Source organism: Kitasatospora sp. NPDC101108 (genome assembly GCF_055584725.1).
Genome location: NZ_JBVJLM010000020.1, coordinates 11,641 through 30,079, shown reverse-complemented (window position 1 = coordinate 30,079; position 18,439 = coordinate 11,641). Strand labels below are relative to the sequence as shown.

15 protein-coding genes and 2 pseudogenes are annotated in these 18,439 nt (G+C 68.5%); 8 read left to right on the top strand and 9 right to left on the bottom strand.

What is annotated here, in order from left to right; genetic code table 11:
* Positions 1-9: 9 nt before the first annotated feature.
* A complete protein-coding gene (locus tag ACZ6Z8_RS31250; RefSeq protein WP_465613402.1) occupies positions 10-189 on the top strand; it encodes a transposase in 180 nt (59 codons plus the stop codon).
* Here ACZ6Z8_RS31250 and ACZ6Z8_RS31245 read toward each other — a convergent pair.
* From ACZ6Z8_RS31245 to ACZ6Z8_RS31235, 3 genes are read right to left on the bottom strand one after another with little or no spacing between them, the layout of a single operon-like run.
* Positions 182-583, bottom strand: coding sequence for a DUF6193 family natural product biosynthesis protein (locus tag ACZ6Z8_RS31245; RefSeq protein ID WP_465613401.1), 402 nt, complete (start codon positions 581-583; stop codon positions 182-184). The two genes, ACZ6Z8_RS31250 and ACZ6Z8_RS31245, sit on opposite strands and share 8 nt — an antisense overlap.
* Positions 549-2,939, bottom strand: a complete 2,391-nt coding sequence (locus ACZ6Z8_RS31240) for a tyrosine-type recombinase/integrase (RefSeq protein ID WP_465613400.1) — start codon at positions 2,937-2,939, stop codon at positions 549-551. Before ACZ6Z8_RS31240 ends, ACZ6Z8_RS31245 begins: the two co-directional genes overlap by 35 nt.
* Complete coding sequence (locus ACZ6Z8_RS31235) at positions 2,936-4,006, bottom strand: tyrosine-type recombinase/integrase (protein WP_465613399.1); 1,071 nt, start codon at positions 4,004-4,006, stop codon at positions 2,936-2,938. The genes ACZ6Z8_RS31240 and ACZ6Z8_RS31235 overlap by 4 nt, the downstream gene beginning before the upstream one ends.
* An 85-nt stretch (positions 4,007-4,091) precedes the next feature.
* On the opposite strand from ACZ6Z8_RS31235, the pseudogene ACZ6Z8_RS31230 reads away from it, so the two are divergent.
* Positions 4,092-4,691, top strand: a pseudogene (locus ACZ6Z8_RS31230) (IS5 family transposase); the annotation flags it as partial.
* Here the strand turns inward: ACZ6Z8_RS31230 and ACZ6Z8_RS31225 are convergent.
* A complete protein-coding gene (locus tag ACZ6Z8_RS31225; RefSeq protein ID WP_465613398.1) occupies positions 4,657-5,142 on the bottom strand; it encodes a hypothetical protein in 486 nt (161 codons plus the stop codon). The pseudogene ACZ6Z8_RS31230 and the gene ACZ6Z8_RS31225 overlap by 35 nt on opposite strands.
* Positions 5,143-5,403: 261 nt before the next feature.
* Between ACZ6Z8_RS31225 and ACZ6Z8_RS31220 the strand changes: the two genes are divergently transcribed.
* From ACZ6Z8_RS31220 to ACZ6Z8_RS31210, 3 genes are all read left to right on the top strand, one after another.
* Positions 5,404-5,754, top strand: a complete 351-nt coding sequence (locus tag ACZ6Z8_RS31220; RefSeq protein WP_465613397.1) for a BP74-related protein — start codon at positions 5,404-5,406, stop codon at positions 5,752-5,754.
* A gap of 124 nt (positions 5,755-5,878) precedes the next feature.
* Entirely contained in the window at positions 5,879-6,520 is a 642-nt protein-coding gene (locus tag ACZ6Z8_RS31215) for a TetR/AcrR family transcriptional regulator (protein WP_465613396.1), read from the top strand.
* Between the two features lie 10 nt (positions 6,521-6,530).
* Positions 6,531-6,896: a VOC family protein gene (locus ACZ6Z8_RS31210; protein WP_465613395.1), complete on the top strand. Its 366-nt coding sequence runs from the start codon at positions 6,531-6,533 to the stop codon at positions 6,894-6,896.
* Here the strand turns inward: ACZ6Z8_RS31210 and ACZ6Z8_RS31205 are convergent.
* Positions 6,880-8,207: pseudogene (locus tag ACZ6Z8_RS31205) on the bottom strand (IS701 family transposase). The gene ACZ6Z8_RS31210 and the pseudogene ACZ6Z8_RS31205 overlap by 17 nt on opposite strands.
* Before the next feature lie 129 nt (positions 8,208-8,336).
* Between ACZ6Z8_RS31205 and ACZ6Z8_RS31200 the strand changes: the two are divergent.
* A protein-coding gene (locus ACZ6Z8_RS31200; protein WP_465613481.1) for an IS5 family transposase occupies positions 8,337-9,223 on the top strand; the annotation gives its coding sequence in 2 pieces (ribosomal slippage) (positions 8,337-8,691 and positions 8,691-9,223; 888 coding nt in all).
* A gap of 16 nt (positions 9,224-9,239) precedes the next feature.
* Positions 9,240-9,362 carry a hypothetical protein gene (locus ACZ6Z8_RS31195; protein ID WP_465613394.1) on the top strand — a complete coding sequence of 41 codons (123 nt, stop codon included), beginning with the start codon at positions 9,240-9,242 and terminating at the stop codon, positions 9,360-9,362.
* A 653-nt stretch (positions 9,363-10,015) separates the two neighbouring features.
* On the opposite strand, the gene ACZ6Z8_RS31190 is transcribed toward ACZ6Z8_RS31195, so the two are convergent.
* The 3 genes from ACZ6Z8_RS31190 to ACZ6Z8_RS31180 form a co-directional block, all read right to left on the bottom strand.
* Complete coding sequence (locus tag ACZ6Z8_RS31190; RefSeq protein ID WP_465613393.1) at positions 10,016-11,461, bottom strand: hypothetical protein; 1,446 nt, start codon at positions 11,459-11,461, stop codon at positions 10,016-10,018.
* Entirely contained in the window at positions 11,461-11,700 is a 240-nt protein-coding gene (locus tag ACZ6Z8_RS31185) for a hypothetical protein (protein ID WP_465613392.1), read from the bottom strand. Before ACZ6Z8_RS31185 ends, ACZ6Z8_RS31190 begins: the two co-directional genes overlap by 1 nt.
* Positions 11,701-12,679: 979 nt before the next feature.
* Positions 12,680-12,988 carry a hypothetical protein gene (locus ACZ6Z8_RS31180; protein ID WP_465613391.1) on the bottom strand — a complete coding sequence of 103 codons (309 nt, stop codon included), beginning with the start codon at positions 12,986-12,988 and terminating at the stop codon, positions 12,680-12,682.
* Between the two features lie 676 nt (positions 12,989-13,664).
* Between ACZ6Z8_RS31180 and ACZ6Z8_RS31175 the strand changes: the two genes are divergently transcribed.
* Positions 13,665-14,069, top strand: coding sequence for a hypothetical protein (locus ACZ6Z8_RS31175; protein WP_465613390.1), 405 nt, complete (start codon positions 13,665-13,667; stop codon positions 14,067-14,069).
* Between the two features lie 603 nt (positions 14,070-14,672).
* On the opposite strand, the gene ACZ6Z8_RS31170 is transcribed toward ACZ6Z8_RS31175, so the two are convergent.
* A complete protein-coding gene (locus ACZ6Z8_RS31170; protein ID WP_465613389.1) occupies positions 14,673-18,359 on the bottom strand; it encodes a ricin-type beta-trefoil lectin domain protein in 3,687 nt (1,228 codons plus the stop codon).
* Positions 18,360-18,439 lie beyond the last annotated feature (80 nt).

The window sequence follows — 18,439 nt, the reverse complement described above, 5'->3', positions numbered from 1 at the left end:
CGGTGACCGGTGCCCGTGCCTGCCTGGCTGGAGGGCCGCGGTGGGCAGCCGGAGGGGTACTGCCACCGGCAGCTGGTCGACGCGGTGCGCTACCTGGTCGCGGGCGGCATCACCTGGAGGGCGATGCCGGCGGACTTCCCCGCCTTTCTGTGGAATCAGATTCGTCAAGTCCGGAGATCTGTCAGCTGAGCGGTTCGAGGATGTCAGGCTTGCCATCCACGGCGGGGCCCCAGCCTGCTGGAAGGTGTGCGGCAGCGATTTCGACGGCCTCCTGAGCGGTGAAGGCTCCGCCGATCCGCTCCCGCCCGGAGCCTTGTGGTTCGTGCAGTCGTAGCACGCGGAACCGTTCACCGTCGATGGGGAAGATCGAGGGCAAGTCCTGGGACCAAGGGAAGCGGGTGCACCGGCTGAACTGCAGCGATCCGTGGCCGACCATCGGGAAAAGGCTTCGGAGAGCAGGATTGGCGTAGGCTGCTTCGACGAGATCCTTGTCGATGAGGTTCTCGCTCATCTCCCGAACCCGCTGCCACTGGGCTGCTACTGGGTCCTCAGACGCCGTCCGGGAAGCGTTGCTGTCGTTCATCCCCGGAGATTAGCGGACTTGCGACGTGCGAGTTTGGCATCTTCCCAGATGATGTCACCTCAACGATCGGCAGCAGCGTCGCGGTGGCCGGGATGCCAATCTCGCGCGGTGTCAGCCCGGCTGGGGTGGGGACGTCGGTGAGTCGTTCCAGGAATTGGTCCAGGGCGGCTTGGCCATCGTCGACCGCGGCGCGTTCGTCGTCGGTCAGGGGGATGTTGGCCAGCATCTTCTGAAGGTTGTCCTTCGCCTCCAGTAGTTGGCCCTTGGTGGAGTTCTTCGGGGTGTAGAAGTCGCAGCGTGCGCAGGCCATCCGGTGCTGGCACTGTTCGAAGAAGGTGTAGGTGCACCAGCCATGGCCGAGGTCGTAGTACTGCCAGGGCTCGCCCGCGGCCGCGGCACCGGAGGCGACGGCGTCGCGGTCGACAAGGACCTCGATGGTGCGGACGTTGCGGGCGAAGTAGCCGGCGTCGTTGTAGGCCCTGGCCAGGGTGTTCGGGGTGATCTTCGCGTAGTGGGCGGTTGCCTCGGGGGTCCGGTGACCGAGCCATTCCTGCAGTTCGAAGAGGGTCATGGGCTCCTTGGCATTGTAGAGCTGGCTAGCGATGGTGGACCGGGCTCGGTGGCTGGTGATATTCCCGCGGACGTCGGCGGTGGGGACGCCGGCCTTGCGGCAGAGCATCGGGATGATCGCCGTGTTGATGTAGTACTTGGCGACTCGGCGGGCTCGGTGGGCGAACAGGAAGTCGGCCAATTCGCCGGTCTTGGGGTCGAGCATCGGCGGCTGGGCAGGCCTGACGGCCTGCCAGGCTTCGATGGCCTGGCCCAGGAGCGGGTCGACGGGCTTGGTGAAGGCGGTGCCGGTCTTGTGGGTGGGGACGTCCAGCAAGCAGACCGCGTCGCGGGCCAGGACCTCGCCGGAGTCGCCGGGGATAGGCATCCCATCGTGCTGCCAGCGGATGCACCCGACCCGCAGCCGGGCGATCTCGTCACTGCGCTGTCCGGCGAACAGCCAGGTCAGCGTGATGGCCCGGATCAACTCGACCGGGTAGGTGCGGCCGTCCGTGGTGGGCAGGTCGCCTGGCTCGACGTTCAGGCCGGCCCACAGCAGCTTGGCCCAGAGGTCGTCGGCGATCACCCGCGGGTCGGGGCCCATCAGCGCGCGGACGCTTCGGGGCGTCCGCAGTGCGTGGGCGGGGTCGAACCGGCGTGGGATCCATTCCCATTCGTGCAGGTCGCGGAAGAACGCGCGGGGCACCTTGAGGTAGCCGGCCTTCGACTCCGCGGTGAGCGGCTTGCCGAGGCGGCCCTGCGAGCGCATGCCGTGCGTCCACTGGGAGAAGTCGCCGACGGCCATCCGGTCCACCGCCGCGACCCAGGACGCGCAGGTCTGGCGTGTCCACTGACCGGGCTCGGTGGTCTCGGGGTGCTCGGCGGCCAGCCATCGGCCAATCTTCGCGAGCACGCTGCGGTAGCTTCTGCGGATCTTCGGGGTCAGCGTCGACGTCGCGTGCCAACGCTCGACCCACTCCGCCCATGCGGCTGGCATTCCCTCCATCGCGGCGGGACCGGCTTGACGGTATGACGGCGGCGGGTCTGCGTGGCCGAGCGCGGCGATGGCCCGGTGGATGCCGTAGAGGTCGGTGCCCCACTGCCCGCTCATGGCCGGGCTTTCGCGCAGCGCGGCCAGGGCCTCGGTGGACAGATCCTTCAGACGGGGGCTGCGGTTCAACAGAAGCACCTGGCAGACCGCCGAAGCCAGTTTCTCGGCATCGCGGTGATAGCCCCAGTCGGCCAGAATCGTGCAGATCTTCTGGATAGCCAAGTCAACGAGTTCGGCCCCGAAGACCCGACGGGCCAGGCTCGGCCGCATGAACCGGCCGAGCTGGTCGAAAGCCGTGAACTCGCCGATGAGATAGGCGTAAGCGATCACGAACGGGCGAGCGTTGGGGCCTATCTGCCCGCCCCACGTTCGGCGGAACTCGGCGCCGTTCGTGTCTATCAGATCTGCCCAATCCTGTGCGGACCAGCCCCAGAAGGCCCGCCGGAGTTCGCCGCACCGTAGGAGCACGAGTCCTGCCGCGTCTCGTGCGTATCGGCGCTGGTGCCGGTCGCCCGGCGGCCAGTGCAAGGCGGCGAAGGCGTCCGCGAGTGGCCGGACCAGCCGTGCAACTGGTCGCAGGGGCACCGCGTCGACGGTGAGGTCGTGGCGCCGGAGCTGGTCGATGCCGAGCGTCCGTAGCACCTCCGCCTCCGCCTCGGTGAGCAGGCCGTGTCGGTCGTAGCGTTCGAGGTCAATCGGCCATGACCACGCCGTGTTGGTCGGCCGTATGGCCGTCGAGCTCGGGCGCGCGGTCACTCGACGACCGTCCCACCGGTCTGGGTGGTCCGGGTGAGCATGTCCACGCGCCAGGAGTGGATCTGCTGCATGCCGCGGTTCAGCTTCTCGGCCAGCTCCCGGCCCGAGAGGTGGATGTAGGTCATGGTCGACTCGGTGCTGCGGTGTCCGGCGAAGGCGGCGATGGCGTGCAGTTCCCAGCCCATCCGGGCCAGATCGGTCAGGCATAGATGACGCGTGGTGTGGGTCGAGAAGCGGGGCAGGTCGGCGGCGAGCGCGAGGCGCCGGATCACCTTGGACCAGGTCCAAAGGGTCAGTGGCTGGCCGTAGTTGCGGCGCGACTCGGACAGGAACAGTGGGCCGCGAGCCCTGCTGATTGTGGCCCTGTGTGCGAGGTAGCCGGACAGCAGTACCCCGGTGGCTGCGGAGTACGGAACGACGCGCTCGCGCCTGGTCTTCGTGGTCTCGGCGCGGATCCGCAGTGTCCGATGCGCGGGGTCGAGGTCGTCGGTTCGCAGCGAGCACAGCTCTTCGCGTCGCAGGGCAGCGTCGTAGGCGAGGGCGAGCATCACACGATTGCGTGTCGGCTCGTCACGTACGAGGTCCAGCAGGTCGAGCCACTGCTGTTCGCTGGGGATCCACGGCAGCTTCGTCAAGCGCGGGACCAGGCCGCGCTGGTGGCCGCCGAACTTCCGACCGGGTGTATAGCGGCCGCGGCCGACCGGGTTAGATTCCCGCAGCCCCTCCTCGATTAGGTAGTCGTAGAACAGCCTGACCGGTACCAGTCGCTGCTGCAGCGTCGCGTTCGCCAGGCCGACGCCGGAGTCCATCGCGATGACGTTGGGGCCGCGGCGGCTCGGCCGTGTGCTCAGGTCCTTCACGAACGCGGCCACGTGCAGCCTGTTCGCGGTGACCGGGTCGACGCCGTCGCGCTCGCAGACCAGCAGGTACTCGGCCAGACCTCTCGCGTACGCGTCGATCGTCCGCGGAGCCCGCCCCAGATCCGTCCACACCCGCAGCCATTCGGCTGCCCGGTCGTGCCGGCGCAGGACCGGCCACTTCTCCTCCAGCACCACCGCGTTGCTCAACAGGTCTCCTCAGTACGTGGGACGCCGCAGGATACGAGACGCATCCTGCGGCGCTTGATTCCACGTAACTAATAGGGACCGCGTCTACGCGTTCTTCCGGCGCTGGCGCCACAAGGGCCTGGTCGACGAGTTCCACGACCGGCTGCGGGAGCGGGTCCGCGAGGCGGCGGGCCGCGATCCGGAGCCGACCGCGGGCATCGCCGACGCCCAGTCGGTGAAGGCGGCGGCGTCGGTGCCGGCCGCGAGCCGGGGCTTCGACGGCGGGAAGAAGGTGAACGGCCGCAAGAGGCACGTCGTCGTGGAGACCCTCGGGCTGCTGCCGACGGTGCTGGTCACCGCGGCCTGCGTCAGCGACCGCGAGGCCGGCGGAACGTTGTTGGAGCGGCTGCGTCAGCGTCGCTGGCGCATCACGATGGTGTGGGCCGACGGCGGCTACACCGGTCGCCTGGTCGAACTCGCCCGCGACGTTCTGCGGATCGCGCTGAGCGTGGTCGAACGCGGCGACGACGCCACCGGCTTCACCGTGCTGTCCAAGAGGTGGCTGGTCGAGCGGACGTTCGCATGGCTGATGCACTCACGCCGCCTGACCCGCGACTACGAGACCCGCGCTGATACCTCCGAGGCGATGAACCGGTGGTCGATGAGCAGGGTCATGAGCCGCCGGCTCGCCCGGCGAGCACGCTGAACATCCCCGGGCGACCCTCGACCAGCCAGCCCCGCGCGGCCAAGCGCTTCACCTTCGACCGCACTCCCTCCACCTTCGCCGAGACCACCTCCAGGCGCAAAGCCGCCGCGAGCTGGCGACAGTCCATCGCCTCCCCGCCCCGATCCGTCAGGACCTCCACGAGCCGCTGGTAGTCCGGCGCCAGCGCATCGGGAGCGAGCCCTTCCCTCCAAGCAGGAACCACCGATCCGGGCACTGCCTTTGCGACCCGCACAGGCCGTTGACCGGTCACCTCGGCCAGCGGCGCCTTCTCGACTGCACGAGGTTCTACCAGGACCTCGGCCACTGTCTGACGGGCGATCACGAACCGTTCCCACGCGGCTTCCGCCTCCTGCAGCTCGGCCTGCAGGGCCTCCACCCGCCGCCGGGCAGCGCGCTCACGCTCTTCCAGCAGTCCCATCACCGACGGCATCCGGCACCTCCACCGAAGACACGACACGACGCCCCGTCTCTGCCGCCGAGGCACCGGCACTATGCCTGACCAGCGGAAACGCATCCGTCACTGTCGGAAAGACAACAGCTTCTGATAGCCACAGGTCGAGCTGCAGATGTCTGAAGTGGGCGGGCTCACCCGATGGGGTGATCACTGGCGTGGACTTTCCCTGGCGCGGGCACGGGTCGTGATCGACTGGCAACGCTGTCAAGACCGTTGCCGACACAGGGAGAACCACCCATGGCCACCGCGTACTTCGCCTTCCAGAGCCCGCCCAGGCAGGGGAAGGAGTTCGTCTTCGAGATCAGGGATGACGAGCTCATCGCCCACGCCCGCCGGGTGCTCGCTGGCGAGGAGAAGGACAAGACCCATGTGATGGGCCGGATCATCAAGAGGAGGCAGTCCTACAACCCGGACTTCGACTTCCATCTCGACCCGGACAGCATCCGGTTCTTCGACGTCGCGATCGAGGTCTGCGACGCCAACCCGGAGTACGTGGACGACCACCTGGACGAGGTCGGCGGCGCTTTCCTCCCCGGGGGGCACTGGTGCCCCTGGGGCTCCGCCCTGACCCGCGAGGTCAGGCCCTGAGCTGCTTAGTACTCCAGCTGTAGATCGTGAACTTCAGGTGTCTGGCAGCGTGATCGAGCAGAGTTGACGCTTCGTGGCGACGATTCCTTGACCGGAGTGAGCACTCACTCCGATACTTGTCTCCATGACGACCGCACCCAGTCGGCGAAGAGCACCGGCGATGGACCCCGACAGCCGCCGGGAGATGATCGTTCGTGCCGCGCTTCCCCTCGTGATCGAGCACGGCAGCGCGGTGACGACACGCCAGGTCGCCCGGGCCGCAGGCATCGGGGAGGGCACCATCTTCCGCGTCTTCGCGGACAAGGAGGAACTCCTGGACGCGTGCGTGACCGAGGCACTCAGTCCTGCCCACGCCCTCGACGAACTCACCCTGGTATCTATGGACCAGCCGCTTGCCGACCGGCTGACCGAGGCTGCCTCGGCGCTGCACGCCCACCTTGACCGGGTCGGCGCGGTGGTCGGGGCGCTTCATGCGACGGGCGGGCGGGGACGAAGTGGCCGTCCCGGCAACGCAGGGGCCCCGTCTGATCGTGCGGCCGGTTCCCTGCCCGTTCGAGAGGCGCTGGCCGAACTCTTCGAGCCTGAGCGGGAGTCGCTGCGGTTGCCTCCCGAGCAGGCAGCATTGATCTTCCTAGGTCTCCTGTTCGTCGGGGCCGGCAGGCCGCCAACCGGAGGCGAGCCGACGGATCCGGCGCCGCAATTGGGAGTGCGCGACCTCGTCGACGTCTTCCTGCACGGCGCCCTGTCCCAGCCAGTCGAGATCTGAGAGACAGAGCATGTCCATCACGCTGAACCACACCATCGTTCCAGCCATCGACAACGAGGCAGCAGCGCGCCTCTTCGCCTCCGTCATGGGACTGGACTATCGAGGCGCAGACAGGCATTTCGCGCCAGTGCAGGTCAACGATTCCCTGACGCTGGACTTCATGTCCGTCGAGAATCCGGTCGGCCACCACCTGGCCTTCGACGTGGACCCGTCGTCCTTCGACGAGATCCTCGCCCGGCTCAACTCTGCCGGGGTGCCCTATGGCAACGATCCCAGCGAGCCCGACAACGGCCGGATCGACCACCCGTTGTGCCCTCGCGGCCTGTACTTCACCGATGACGCCGGAAACCTCTACGAGGTCATGTCCCCCAAGTAGCGGCCATCCGGCTTTGCCGGCGGTAATGGCTGGCGCGGGCGCGGGCTTGATGGCGGCGCCGCCAGGCGGACCAGCGGAGCCGGTGGGCCGGGCCGTGATCGGGTCGGACAGCGGCACTGATGAACAGGTGCTGGATCTCGTTGCAGGTCAGCGGGATCAGGTCGTCCGGTGCGGGGTGGCGTGCGTGTTCGTGGGCGCGGACGACGGCGAGGAACGCGTGGGCCAGCATGGCCAGGGTGACCCAGCGGGCCCAGGAGAGATAGCGGCGGACCTGGTGCTCGTCCAGCCCGGCCAGCCCCTTCTCGCTTTGGAATGTCTCCTCCACCCGCCATCTGGAACCTGCGACCTTGACCAAGGTGGCCAGGGATGCCGCCGTGATGGAGTGGCAGCGGTAGTAATGGAGTGGCAGCGGTAGTAGGCGAGTTCACCGGTGGTGCGGTTGCGGCGGATCAGGAGTTGGTGGCGGCCCGGTGCCGTTTCGGTGAGGTCGATGACGGCCCAGTCGTAGAACCGCTGCCCCTTCGCGCCGGGCCCGGCCGAGAGCTTCTGCCAGGCCCGTCTGGGCACCTTCCGCGCCAGGGCATCGGCGCGGAACGTGCCTGCGGCGGTGGGCACTTCGGCCGAGCAGGCCACCGCGAGGACGTAACCGATGCCGTGGTTCTCCAGAGCCGTCCGCAGTTTCGGGTTGCCGCCGTAGACCTCGTCCCCCGTGACCCAGCCGACGCGGTGTCCAGCATCCAGGAACCGTTCGATCATCACCCGGGCCAGTTCCGGCTTGGTCGCGAAGACGGTGTCCTCACTGAGCCCTGCGGCCCGGCAGCGGTCCGGGTCGCACGTCCAGGAGCGCGGGATGTACAGCTCCCGGTCCACGGCCGCGTGCCCCCGGGCCCCGGCGTAGACGAGGTAGACCGCGACCTGGGAGTTCTCGATCCGTCCGGCCGTGCCGGTGTACTGGCGCTGGACACCGACGGTGTGCGTGCCCTTCTTCACGTCGCCGGTCTCGTCGACGACCAGCACTGAGTCCTCGTCGCGGAGGTGCTCGACGACGTATTCGCGCACGTCATCGCGGACCGCGTCGGCATCCCAGGCAGCCCGGCACAACAGATGCTGCATGCCATGCGGGCCGGCCTCCCCAACCCACTCCGCGATCGTCCAGCAGTTCTTCCTGGGCAGTTCCGACAGCAGCCCGAGCACCAGCCGTCCCGCCCGGCGTCGGGGCTCAACCCGCTTGAACCGACCCGCGATCCGCCCCAGCAGATCCTCGAACGCCTCCCGCCAACGCGCTGGATCTATGCTGTGGCCAGCGGCCACCGTCTCTTCGTAAGTCCACACAACTCACAATGATTAACGGTGGCCGCACCCGTCCTCCGCACCTGTCCGACCAGCAACCTCACGATCTACAGCTGGAGTACTAGGCCGTGTCTCATAATTGATCTTGTGGTGGGTCGAGGAGAGATAACGGATGCTGCGTGGGCTCGGATCGAGCCGTTGCTGCCGCAGCGGGATGGTGCCGGGCGTCCTTGGTGGGATCACCGGCAGGTGGTGAACGGGGTGCTGTGGCGGCTGCGTACGGGCGCCCCGTGGCGTGATCTGCCCGAGCGCTATGGTCCGTGGCAGACCGTCTATCGGCGTTTCGCCCAGTGGGAGAAGGACGGAACCTGGGCCGCGCTACTGCGGGAGGTCCAGGCCCGCAACGACGCGGTGGGCACCGTGGAGTGGACGGTCTCGATCGACTCCACGGTCGCCCGGGCACACCAGCACGCGGCCGGGGCCCGCAAAAAGGGGGCCAGTCCGAGGACGAATCGGATGATCCGGCAGCGGTTGCGCGCCGCGAGGCGCTCGGCAGGTCCCGGGGCGGGCTGACCACCAAGATCCACCTGGCGGTCGACGGTCGAGGCCTGCCGCTGTCGATCGTGCTGAGCACGGGCAACACGGCCGATTGCACGATGCTGCCTGCCGTCCTCGACGCCATCCGCGTCCCACGTGTCGGGGCCGGGCGAGCGCGGACCAGACCCGACCGGGTCGTGGCCGACAGGGCTTACTCCTCCCGCAAGATCCGCAGCCTGCTACGGCGCCGACGGATCAAAGCGACCATCCCCGAACGCCGGGACCAGATCGCCGGCCGCGTCCGCCGCGCAAGCCGCGGCGGACGACCGCCGGCCTTCGACAAGGCCGCCTACAAGGGGCGGAACGTCGTCGAACGCTGCTTCGCCAAGCTGAAGCAATTCCGGGCAGTGGCCACCAGATTCGACAAGCTGGCCAACCGCTATCGGGCCGGCGTCGTCCTCGCCTCGCTGATCCTGTGGCTGCGAGCCGAGGAGCAATGACCCACCACAAGATCAATTGCAAAACACGGCCTACGACGCGATCGGCGGCGCACTGGACACGATCAAGCCCGCCCCCGCGGCTGGCGATCCCGCCTCCGAGGTCCTGATCGACGACACCCTGGCCACCACCGCACCGTAGACTGGCTGGCCCGAGGGGAGCCTGACTTCCACCCCGATCGGCGCCATCGACCCGCAGCCCGCTGACAAACTCCGAACCTCCGCCGAAGCCAGCTGATGCCCGTTGCCCAGCTGCGACTCGGTCGTTGAACCGGCCGAGCGCCCCGACAGGGCGCGTGGCTACGCCTGTTCCACCCCGCCCGGCACGTACACCCCCACGGCTCGGGCGCCGCACGGTGAAGCCTTCGGGCGGCTGGGCCTGTACACGACCCGGCTGCCCGAAATTCCTCCCCGTCGAGCAGCACCACCTCGCCGTCGGCCCGCCGACGCAGGTGCTCGGGCTTGAGGTCGAGGTGGCCCAGCGGCACCACGGTGGGCCGTAGGCCTCCGCGTGCGCGGCCAGCACCTCGCCGTACGCGCCCGGGTCCGCCATCCAGGCCGGGGCCGGGGGCGCCCCATTGGAAGGCGAGGGTTGAGGCGGTCACGGCGTCGGTCGGGTGAGCCGTCCGGCCACCGGAAGGGGGCCTCCGTGGAACGGCGACGCAAGGCTCGAACATCCGCTTGCAGACGTTTCGGTCGAAACGTCTGCAAGCGGATCCCGTAGGTCTCTCGCCCTCGGTCCCCTGCTAACAGGGTGGTGCTTACCGGCCATCCGTCGGGAACCACCGCGTCCTCTTACCGGCGGCCGACGATCGCGTTGACGAGGGTGTGGCGGGAGGCCGGATCCTCGGGGCCGCCCGGTGTCCTGGCCACGACCGCGTCAGGCGTACACGGGTCCTGCAAGTTCATTCGGTAGCTGTCCAAGGGGGTGCGGGCGACGGCGTACCCGGAGCCCTGCCCCTTCGCGACGGCGGAAATCTCACTCACCGTGGCGCCCTTGCCCTGATGGGATTCCGCCAGGCCCAGGTACGTGCCAAAGGCCGTGAAGGACTGGCGCAGCGGGCGCCCCGGCACCGAGGTTGGAGTCAGGCCCGGGTCGCCAGCGGGACCCAGGTTCATGAAGACGAGGCTCGCCGTGGTTTTCGTGGGATCCGCCTTTCCTGCGGCCACGGCAAGGGCGCGCGCAGTCGCCGCATCGCTGGCCACGGTTCCCGCGGCCGGGTTCGGCGGAACGTAGGCAGCGATGTTGGTGGCCGTGTCCGGATTGCCGTAGGCGATGACGGCGGCCGGCGGGCCGGGCTGGTTCATCGGGGTGTCGACCCTGAGCAGGAGCTGCGGCGGGTGCGTGACGGTGTCCATCTGCTTCTGCAAGGCGTTGAGGCCGTCGAGATCGGTCTGGCTGGCGTGCACTTGGGGGCCGGTGCCGGCCAGGCTCTGCGCGATCTGGTCGCGCAGCTGGGGAAGGTAGAGCCGGTTGGCCTCGTCCCGCGTCTGGGCGGGCAGTCCCTCCAGGGCGCCGATCTGGCCGGGGTGGTCATGGAGGAGCTGTTGGCGCGTGGACTCGGGCAGCGAGTCCCACCACTGCCGGTTCCCGCCAGCGCTTCCCGGGGGCGCCCCGATCTTCAGGTTCGTGTCCTTGTCGAGTCGGTCGATGTCCTTTTGGACGTCGGCGAGCCGTTCCGGGGTGAAGTCCCCGGCGCCCAGGTAAGTGTTGTCGAGTCGCCCCAGCGCCGCGGTGACGGTGTCGTCCATGGTCTTCACCTCGCCACCTAGGTCTTCGACCGCCTTCGCGAGCTTGTCCCGGGCCGCCTCCATGGCCTTGACCCATTCGGGGTCGTGCCGCGCGGCCTCATCACCCTTGCCAGGCGGCAGGATCTCCACCACAGGCGCGGTGTTCTCGTCACCCTCCGCGATCCGAAGGCCGCTGGCGGCCGCGTTCTCGATCAGCGCCTTCTGCCGGGCCTGCAGGAGAAGGAGAGTGTCCATGGCGTCCGTCAGAACCACGCGCAGGTCCTCGATCGACTGGTCGACCAGGAACAGCTGGTTGGTGCGCTCCTGCAAGGCGGTGTCGGTCGAATCCGAGGCCGGCCCGTGCCAGCTGCACGAGGCCAGGTCCCGCTGCATCTTCTGCCACTCGGTGATTCGCGTCTTGAAGTGGCCCTCGAACGTAGACACGGCGTTCGTCATCGCCCTGAGACCGCCAAGATCGGCCGCCCTGAGCATCCCCCAGTAGTACACCATCAGCCCTGGCCCCCCGGAGCCGGAACGGCGAGCGACGAGGCCACGTTCGCGTCCGTGGTCTTGTAGGAGTTCGCGATGTCGATCAGAACACCGGCGGCGTGTTCCAGCATGGTGGTGGTGACGCGCTCGATGTGGTCCCCCAGGTCCTTGACGGCGGCCTTGGCCGGGCCCGCGAACACCCAGTTCGGCAGGCCCAGGTCCGGCATCTGGCCGAAGTCCTGCGTCAGGTCCTGCCGCATGCCCGCCGCCACCGCACGCCCAGCGGCGCTTGCGTCGCGCAGATCCTGCGGGTTCACCCCGAACCCCGTTGCCCCTGTTGTCTCCGCCATTCCCTCAGCCCCCTCCTCCGGCACGCCAGATGCGTGATCCATCCGGCGCTCAGAGTAGACGACACAGGGTGCGGCGCCCCGATAGTACGGATAGGAGACCGCTCCCCAGGGTTGTCGCGCAGCATCGCCAGGGCGTCGCTGCGAATGATGGTCGCCCACTCGACTTGCTTGGAGCTGGCCGGTGAGGGCACGGCGCACTCGGGTGTGCGGGGCGTGCCCGCCCAGACGGGCGCCCACCGCCCACCACGGGCCTGCGGCTCGAACTGCGCGGGGAGTTCGGCGGGGGAGGGTGGTCAGGACGCCTTGCGTCGTGGCCGGCCGGTGTGTTCGAGGGCCTGCTGCAGTTCGTCGCGGGTCATGGCGGATCGGTGCGGGATGTCGAGGTCGGTGGCCCGTTTGTAGAGCTCGGCCTTGGTGAGCTGGGACAGCTGCTGTTTGCCGATGGCGCTGGCGCGCTTCGTGGTCTTCGTCGTCGCGCCGGTCTTGGCGGCGGTGCTCTTCTTGCCGCCGGTCGGCTTGGGGGAGCGGCTTGCGCGGGCGGCCGGGGCGCGCGCGCAGCCTGCAGGTCACCTTCACCGGCCTCGTACGGGCCGAGTTCTCCGTGGACTGAAGCCATGCACCACGGGCAGCGCCGCCGTCAGGCGCTGCCCGCGTCGCCCCGTCCAGCCACTCGACCGTGAAGGACATGCCGTGTACGCCGCCGACGACTACGACTTCGACGAGGACGTCCCCGCCTCCACGCCCGACCTGCTCACCTCGGCCCGGCACCAGGTCCGCCGCCGGGCGACCGGCAAGACACCCGAACAACTGCAGCACTACGTGGACACCGCCTGGATCGACGTGCGGCAGTGCGATCGGACCTGCGACAGCGAAGGGGCCTACCTTGGGCCTACGCCGAGCCCAGGAGCACCTCGACGAGTGGCAGCGGATCCTCGCCCACGCACAACAGCACCAGCAGCCCACCTACGACCCGCAGCACGACGCGGCAGTCCAGGAACAGCAGCTCACCGTCCGGCGCCGGCAAGAGCAGGCCGACCATGCAGCCCAAGCCGCCGAGGCCGCCCGCCGAGCAGCCGACATCGAACTGCGCCGCGCGGCCGGTCCGGCCGCCGACTCGCTCTACACCGCGCTCAGCCGCGCCAGCCGGCGCGAGCTGACCGAAGAAGACCACCACGCGGTTCTCCAGCTCACCCAGCACCTCGACCGAGTCACCGTCGACCGGGTCATCACCTGGCTGGAGGACAGTTCAAGGGCTGGTACGTCACCGAAGGATCGACCGGATCCCAGACCGTCTCCACCAACGTCCAGGAATCCATCTCGGTCTCCGTCGGCCTCAACACCAGCGTCCAGGGCAGCTTCGCCATCGAGGCCCTCGGCACCGTCGGCGCGAGCCTGGGCCTCAACGTCCAGGTCAACTACACGCACACCAGCAACACCTCGAAGTCGATCAGCTGGAACTTCCGCCAGCCCGGCTACTACGGCCTCTACGAAGGAACCAAGAAGGTCACCGGCACCTACGGCAGCCTCAACTGCAACCGCACCGACCTGGGCGGCGGCACGTACGGCCTGAGGTGGACCGAGGGCCCCGACACCGGCAGCTACACCACCTTCACCACCCTCGAAGAAGGCGCGGTGCGCTGCGAGGACAAGGTCCCCGCCAACAGCATCATGGCCAAGGCCCAGGGCCTGTTGGACTGCGGCTCTCCCGCCGCCGCCGCCGCGAAACACCCGACCGGACCCGTCCCCCCGGCCAGGCCGACCAGGCCAAGCACGGCGCCGACAACGCAGCAACAGCCACCGAAACCACCCAGGCCGCCACGCTCGCCGCCCTGAACTGCCAACCCGGTGCCTACAGGATCGACGTCCCCGGCAAGGTGCTGAACTGGAGCGCACCGCTCCTGGCCAACGACGGCATCCGCCTGCGCGAATCCACATTCTTCAGCGCCCACCTGGACAACTGGCGGCTGTGCAAAGTGACCGAGCGCAACGGGATCATCGAGGCGTCCCTGTGGAACTGGGGCAACGGCGGATGCGCGACCATCCCGGCGAACATCGCCAACCAGGAACAGGCCTACCTGACAACGGCCAACTGCGCGGAAGATGACCTCCAGCGGTTCTACATCTACCGCGACGTACCCGGCAGCTCGAAGATCGGCATACAGAACAAATACACCGGCTCCATGATCGGCTACGACCGCTACGCGGACGGCGAGCTGATCCGCCAGTACTCCAGTGGCAGGCAGGACGGTATGGGTACGTTCACCCTCACGGGAGTCTGACGGCCCCCACACCGTGAACGGCCCCGCTGCTCCCGCCCATGCGGCCCAGCGCAGCGGGTGGCGTCGGCCCTCCAGCTCCGCAGCCCTACCGGACGGTGAGTCACCTGCCTGAACCGGCCGGCGCGAGTGAGTACGGCCATGGGCCGACGCCTTCAGTCGAGGCGTACGCGTCGCGCTACGGGAGCTGACGCCTGCCGTCTGCTGGACATGCCAAGGCGCCTTGTGCAAGGAAGCAGCCCTGATCCTCCACAGCCCCCGCCGCCCGAGGCCGGGCTTGGCGGTGCAGCAGCAGTGCGTGCTGCACCGCCGGGTGCTGCGACTGCGACGGCCGGCGCAACCGCCGGCTGCGCATCGGACGGTGGTGCGACAGTGCGGCCCGGGTCGCAACCGCCCGGATCACGATACGTAAGGGAGCGTCCGGGTCAGGTGCGCGGAGTGCGACGCCGCAGGGGGGGCACTGCGATGGGGACCCCGCTGCAGGCCCGGGGTGTACGCGCAGGTGCATGTCGAGCGGGAGGTAACCGGAGTTCGGGTGCGCAGGTGCCCCTGGCCGAGGACCGGTCAGGGGCACCTTTTGGTCAGCTCATCGCCTCATTCACGGGTTCAGCTTCGTACGAGAGTGGTCCACTTCTGGGCGGGGGTGCTGTTGCAGTCCCAGAGTTGGAGTCGGGCGGCGTTAGTTGTGGTGCCGCCGGGGAGGTCGATGCAGCGGCCGGAGGCGGGGTTGTAGAGGCTGCCGTCGGGCCGGGGGACGAAGGTCTGCTGCGGGGCGCCGTTGCCGCAGTCCCAGATCTGCAGGGAGGTGCCGTTGGCGGTGCCGCGCCCGGTGGCGTCGAGACAGTGGCCCAGGGCCCGGAGGCTGCCGTCGGGCTCGAAGGTCCACTTCTGGGCGTTGCTGCCGTTGCAGTCGTACAGCTGGATGGCGGTGCCGTTCGCGTTGACGGCGCCGGCGATGTCCACGCACTTGCCGGTCTGAGCCGTGTAGGTGATGGGGCTGTTGTCGGCGTAGACGCTCAGGACGTTGACCCAGCCGTTGGTCCAAGTGTAGTAGGGGGCGGTGGTGGTGGAGTGGCCGGTGAAGATCTGGATGACGCCGCCCGGAGTCATAGCCCAGAGGGTGGGCGATCCGATTCCGGTGAGGTCGCCGTCGGAGCCGATGACGGGCCAGTTGGCGGTGGTGACGCCGTAGCCGATCTTGGTGTCGGTGGCAATGCCGGTGAGGGTGGGGTAGCTGGTGCTACCGAAGTCGTCGTTGAAGGTGAGGCTGCCAGCGGTGAAGGTGTAGCCGCGCAGGTCACCAGTGGCCTGGTTGCGGGCCCACAGGCCGGGACGGCCCTGGCCGGTCCAGTCGCCGGGGGAAATGAGGTCCCAGCCCTTCCAGCCGGTGGCGGCGAGCTTTGTGGGCGAGCCGAAGACCGCGTTGCCGATGGCGGGGTAGAACCAGAGGGCGCCGGTGCCGTCAGGGCTGGCCTCGACCGTGAACAGGCCAGTGCGGTTGAGGAACCTCTTGCCGGTGTTGAGCTTCGTGGTGCTGGGGTCACCACTGGCGGCAATCTGCGAGGTGGTGGACCAGTCGGTGGCGTTGTAGCCGGTGCAGTCGGTCAGTTTCGGGTCACAACCGGGTTTGGCCAGACTGCTACTGGCGTCGAAAGCGCCGGTGACGCCTGCGTTTCCGGGGTTCTGGTAGAACCAGAGGTTCTTGTCTCCATCCTTGTGGACGATGAGGTCGTCGACGTTGTTGCTGTCACGCAGGCTGCCGCGGTGGGTGGTGTGGTAGTTGGCCCAGGAGTCGCCGCCGGGAGACTTGGCCTTGGGGGCGGCCAGCGGGGCTTTGGCCTGGGTGGCGGGGATGCTGTAGGCGCGCAGGTCGCCGGCGGGGTCGGCGGTGAGGATGTCGGGCAGTGCGTCGCCGGTGACGTCGCCGAAGGTCGGGGCGGGGCTGTTGGGGTTCCACGGTGTGTAGAAGGCGTACTGGGCGATCGGGGAGAGGTTGCCGGCGTTGTCCTCGGCCTGGACGTAGAGGACGTTGGTGCCCCAGCGTCCGGCGGTCACCTGGATCTGGCCGGTGGGCATGGAGGCGCCGCACTGCCAGGAGGAGTCGACGAGCTGGGGATCGAAGCTCCAGCGCAGGCAGACCACCCCGGAGGTGTAGCCGCCGCTGGGGTTCGGGTCGGTGGCGGTGAAGGGGATGCCGCCGCTCTGGCCGGCGTAGATCTGCGGGGTCTGGCCGTTGCCGCTGGGCGGGAACTGCTTGCTGGTATCGGCGACGGTGCTGGGGAAGGTGACGGTCGGCGGGGTGAGGTCGACCTTGAAGTAGCAGGCCGGGGTGGAGGCGGACGACGGCATATTGCGCACGGTGTCGTTGGCCAGCATGCCAAAGCCGTAGGCGTGGCCGTCCTGGATGACGTTGGCGGGGACCTGGAAGCTCGTGACGCCGCCGTTGCTGACAGGAGCAGTCATGCCCGACGCGACGTCGGGGACACCGGGGACGTTGTAGTCCCAGATGTGGTCCCAGGTCGCGGCCTGGGACTGGACGGGGCTGGAGACGGTGGCGTTGAGCCAGACGGCGTTGTTCTGGGCGGAGCCGGCGCCGAGCCAGGCCCAGTCGTTGCCGTTGCCGTCACCACAGGCCTGATTGGTAGCCGCGGGGTTGACCGTCGTCGGCGCGGGCCACACCGACGGGTTCGTCGGGACATTGGGCACCCGGTCATACATCACGGACAGCGCGGGCTGGTAGGTGAACCGCTTGAAGGCGTACTGGTTGCTCTCGTCACCGTAGAGGCCGAACGTCAGCTGCCCGTAGTTGACGTACTGCTTCATCGCGCCGGTGATGTCGAAACTGAACGGCACGTTGTCGTGGCACGGATCCTGGCCGGAGCCGGTCACCCAGGCCGTATCGCCGAGCTGGCCCCCTTGCTGTCCGGGCTGGTTGGACCAGGTCGTGCCGTTTCCGATCGGCCCGTTGGTGACGTAGAGGTTGAGCGGGTACTTGTTGGTGCAGGAATGGTCGGCGGAGACGTACTCCTGCATGGTCATCGTTGCTGAGTTGATGACTGCCCCGCCGAGCGCGCTGATGTCGAACTGGTAGAAGCTGCGTTCGATGTCAGCGGGCGAGCAGTTGTTGCCGTCGGGGTAGATACCGCATTTGCCGACGCCCGGGTGGTCGGCGTCCCTGCTGCCCTGGCGCATCCAGTTGCCGGGGCTGTCGTGGGTGGACTGGACCCAGGTCCAGGAGTTGCCCGTCAGGGTCCAGGGCAGGTAGTCGGGGTCGATGTAGTACGGGGCGGTGCCGTGGGCCAGGAGGTCCTGGTCGGGGGCGAGGTCGATGCCGGCGTTGTCGGCCTTGACCGGCATGGTGGAGACCTTGGCGGCCGTCCCAGGGCCGGCGTCGGAACTGCCGACAGTGGCCTGGCCCGGATCCGTCGGTGCGGGTGCGGGCGTGTCTGCCGCGGCTGCTCTGAATGTCAGGGCGGTCTTGGTCACGGTCGCGGGGGCGCTTGCGGTGGGTGCGGTGGTGCTGTCCCACATCTGCGGTGTGCGGGAGACCCAGCGGGGTTGGCTGTCGGCGCCGACGACGGTGACGTTGCCGTGCTCGTCGGTCTTGACGGAGACGCCGTCGAGGGTGGTCCCGAAGTGCAGGTTCTTCAGGGCCGGGTTCGCTGCAGCTGCCTGGGTCTTGACGATCAGGACGGTGGTCAGACCGCCGAGCTTGGTGGCGGTGACCTTGAGGTCGGTGTCGGGGATGACGGACGGGTAGACCAGGCTGTCGCCGCTGGCGGTGGGCGAGGGCAGCGCGAACGGGGCGGACAGTGCGAGCTTCTTCCCGTCCGAACTGGTCAGGGTCGCCAGCGGCCCGTTTCCGCCCTTGGACAGCGCCACCTGACCCGCCGCGGACTTGGGCGAGAACGTGCCGTCCGGATTGGTCACCAGGGTGGCGTCCAGCCCCTGCCAGACGCCATTGCGGCGTACGCGCTGCTGCTCCAGGTGGCTGGTCAGTGCGAGGTGGCCATCGGGGGTGGCGACGGTCTCGCTGTACTCGGTTGTGAGCGAGTCGACCGGGACGTTCTTTTGTGTGGCCTTGGCCTGGGCGATGGCCTGATCGGTCGCGTTGGCGGGCGGTCGTTCCTGCATCTTCTGCGCGGTGGCGGCGTCGATCGCGGCCTGCGTCGGCACGTTCGGTGCGTCTGCGGCGTGGGCGCTGAGGCCTGAGAGGCCGGTGGTGAGCGCGAGAACGGCTGCCGCGGTCAATGCCTTGAGCGGCACGCCGTTGTAGCGGCGCTTTCTGTTCAAAACGGGAATCTCCCCCCAAAAAACACGGTGAGCCTGCGTAGGCACAGGCCAGAGGCACCGTAGGGGGACGCACTGACATC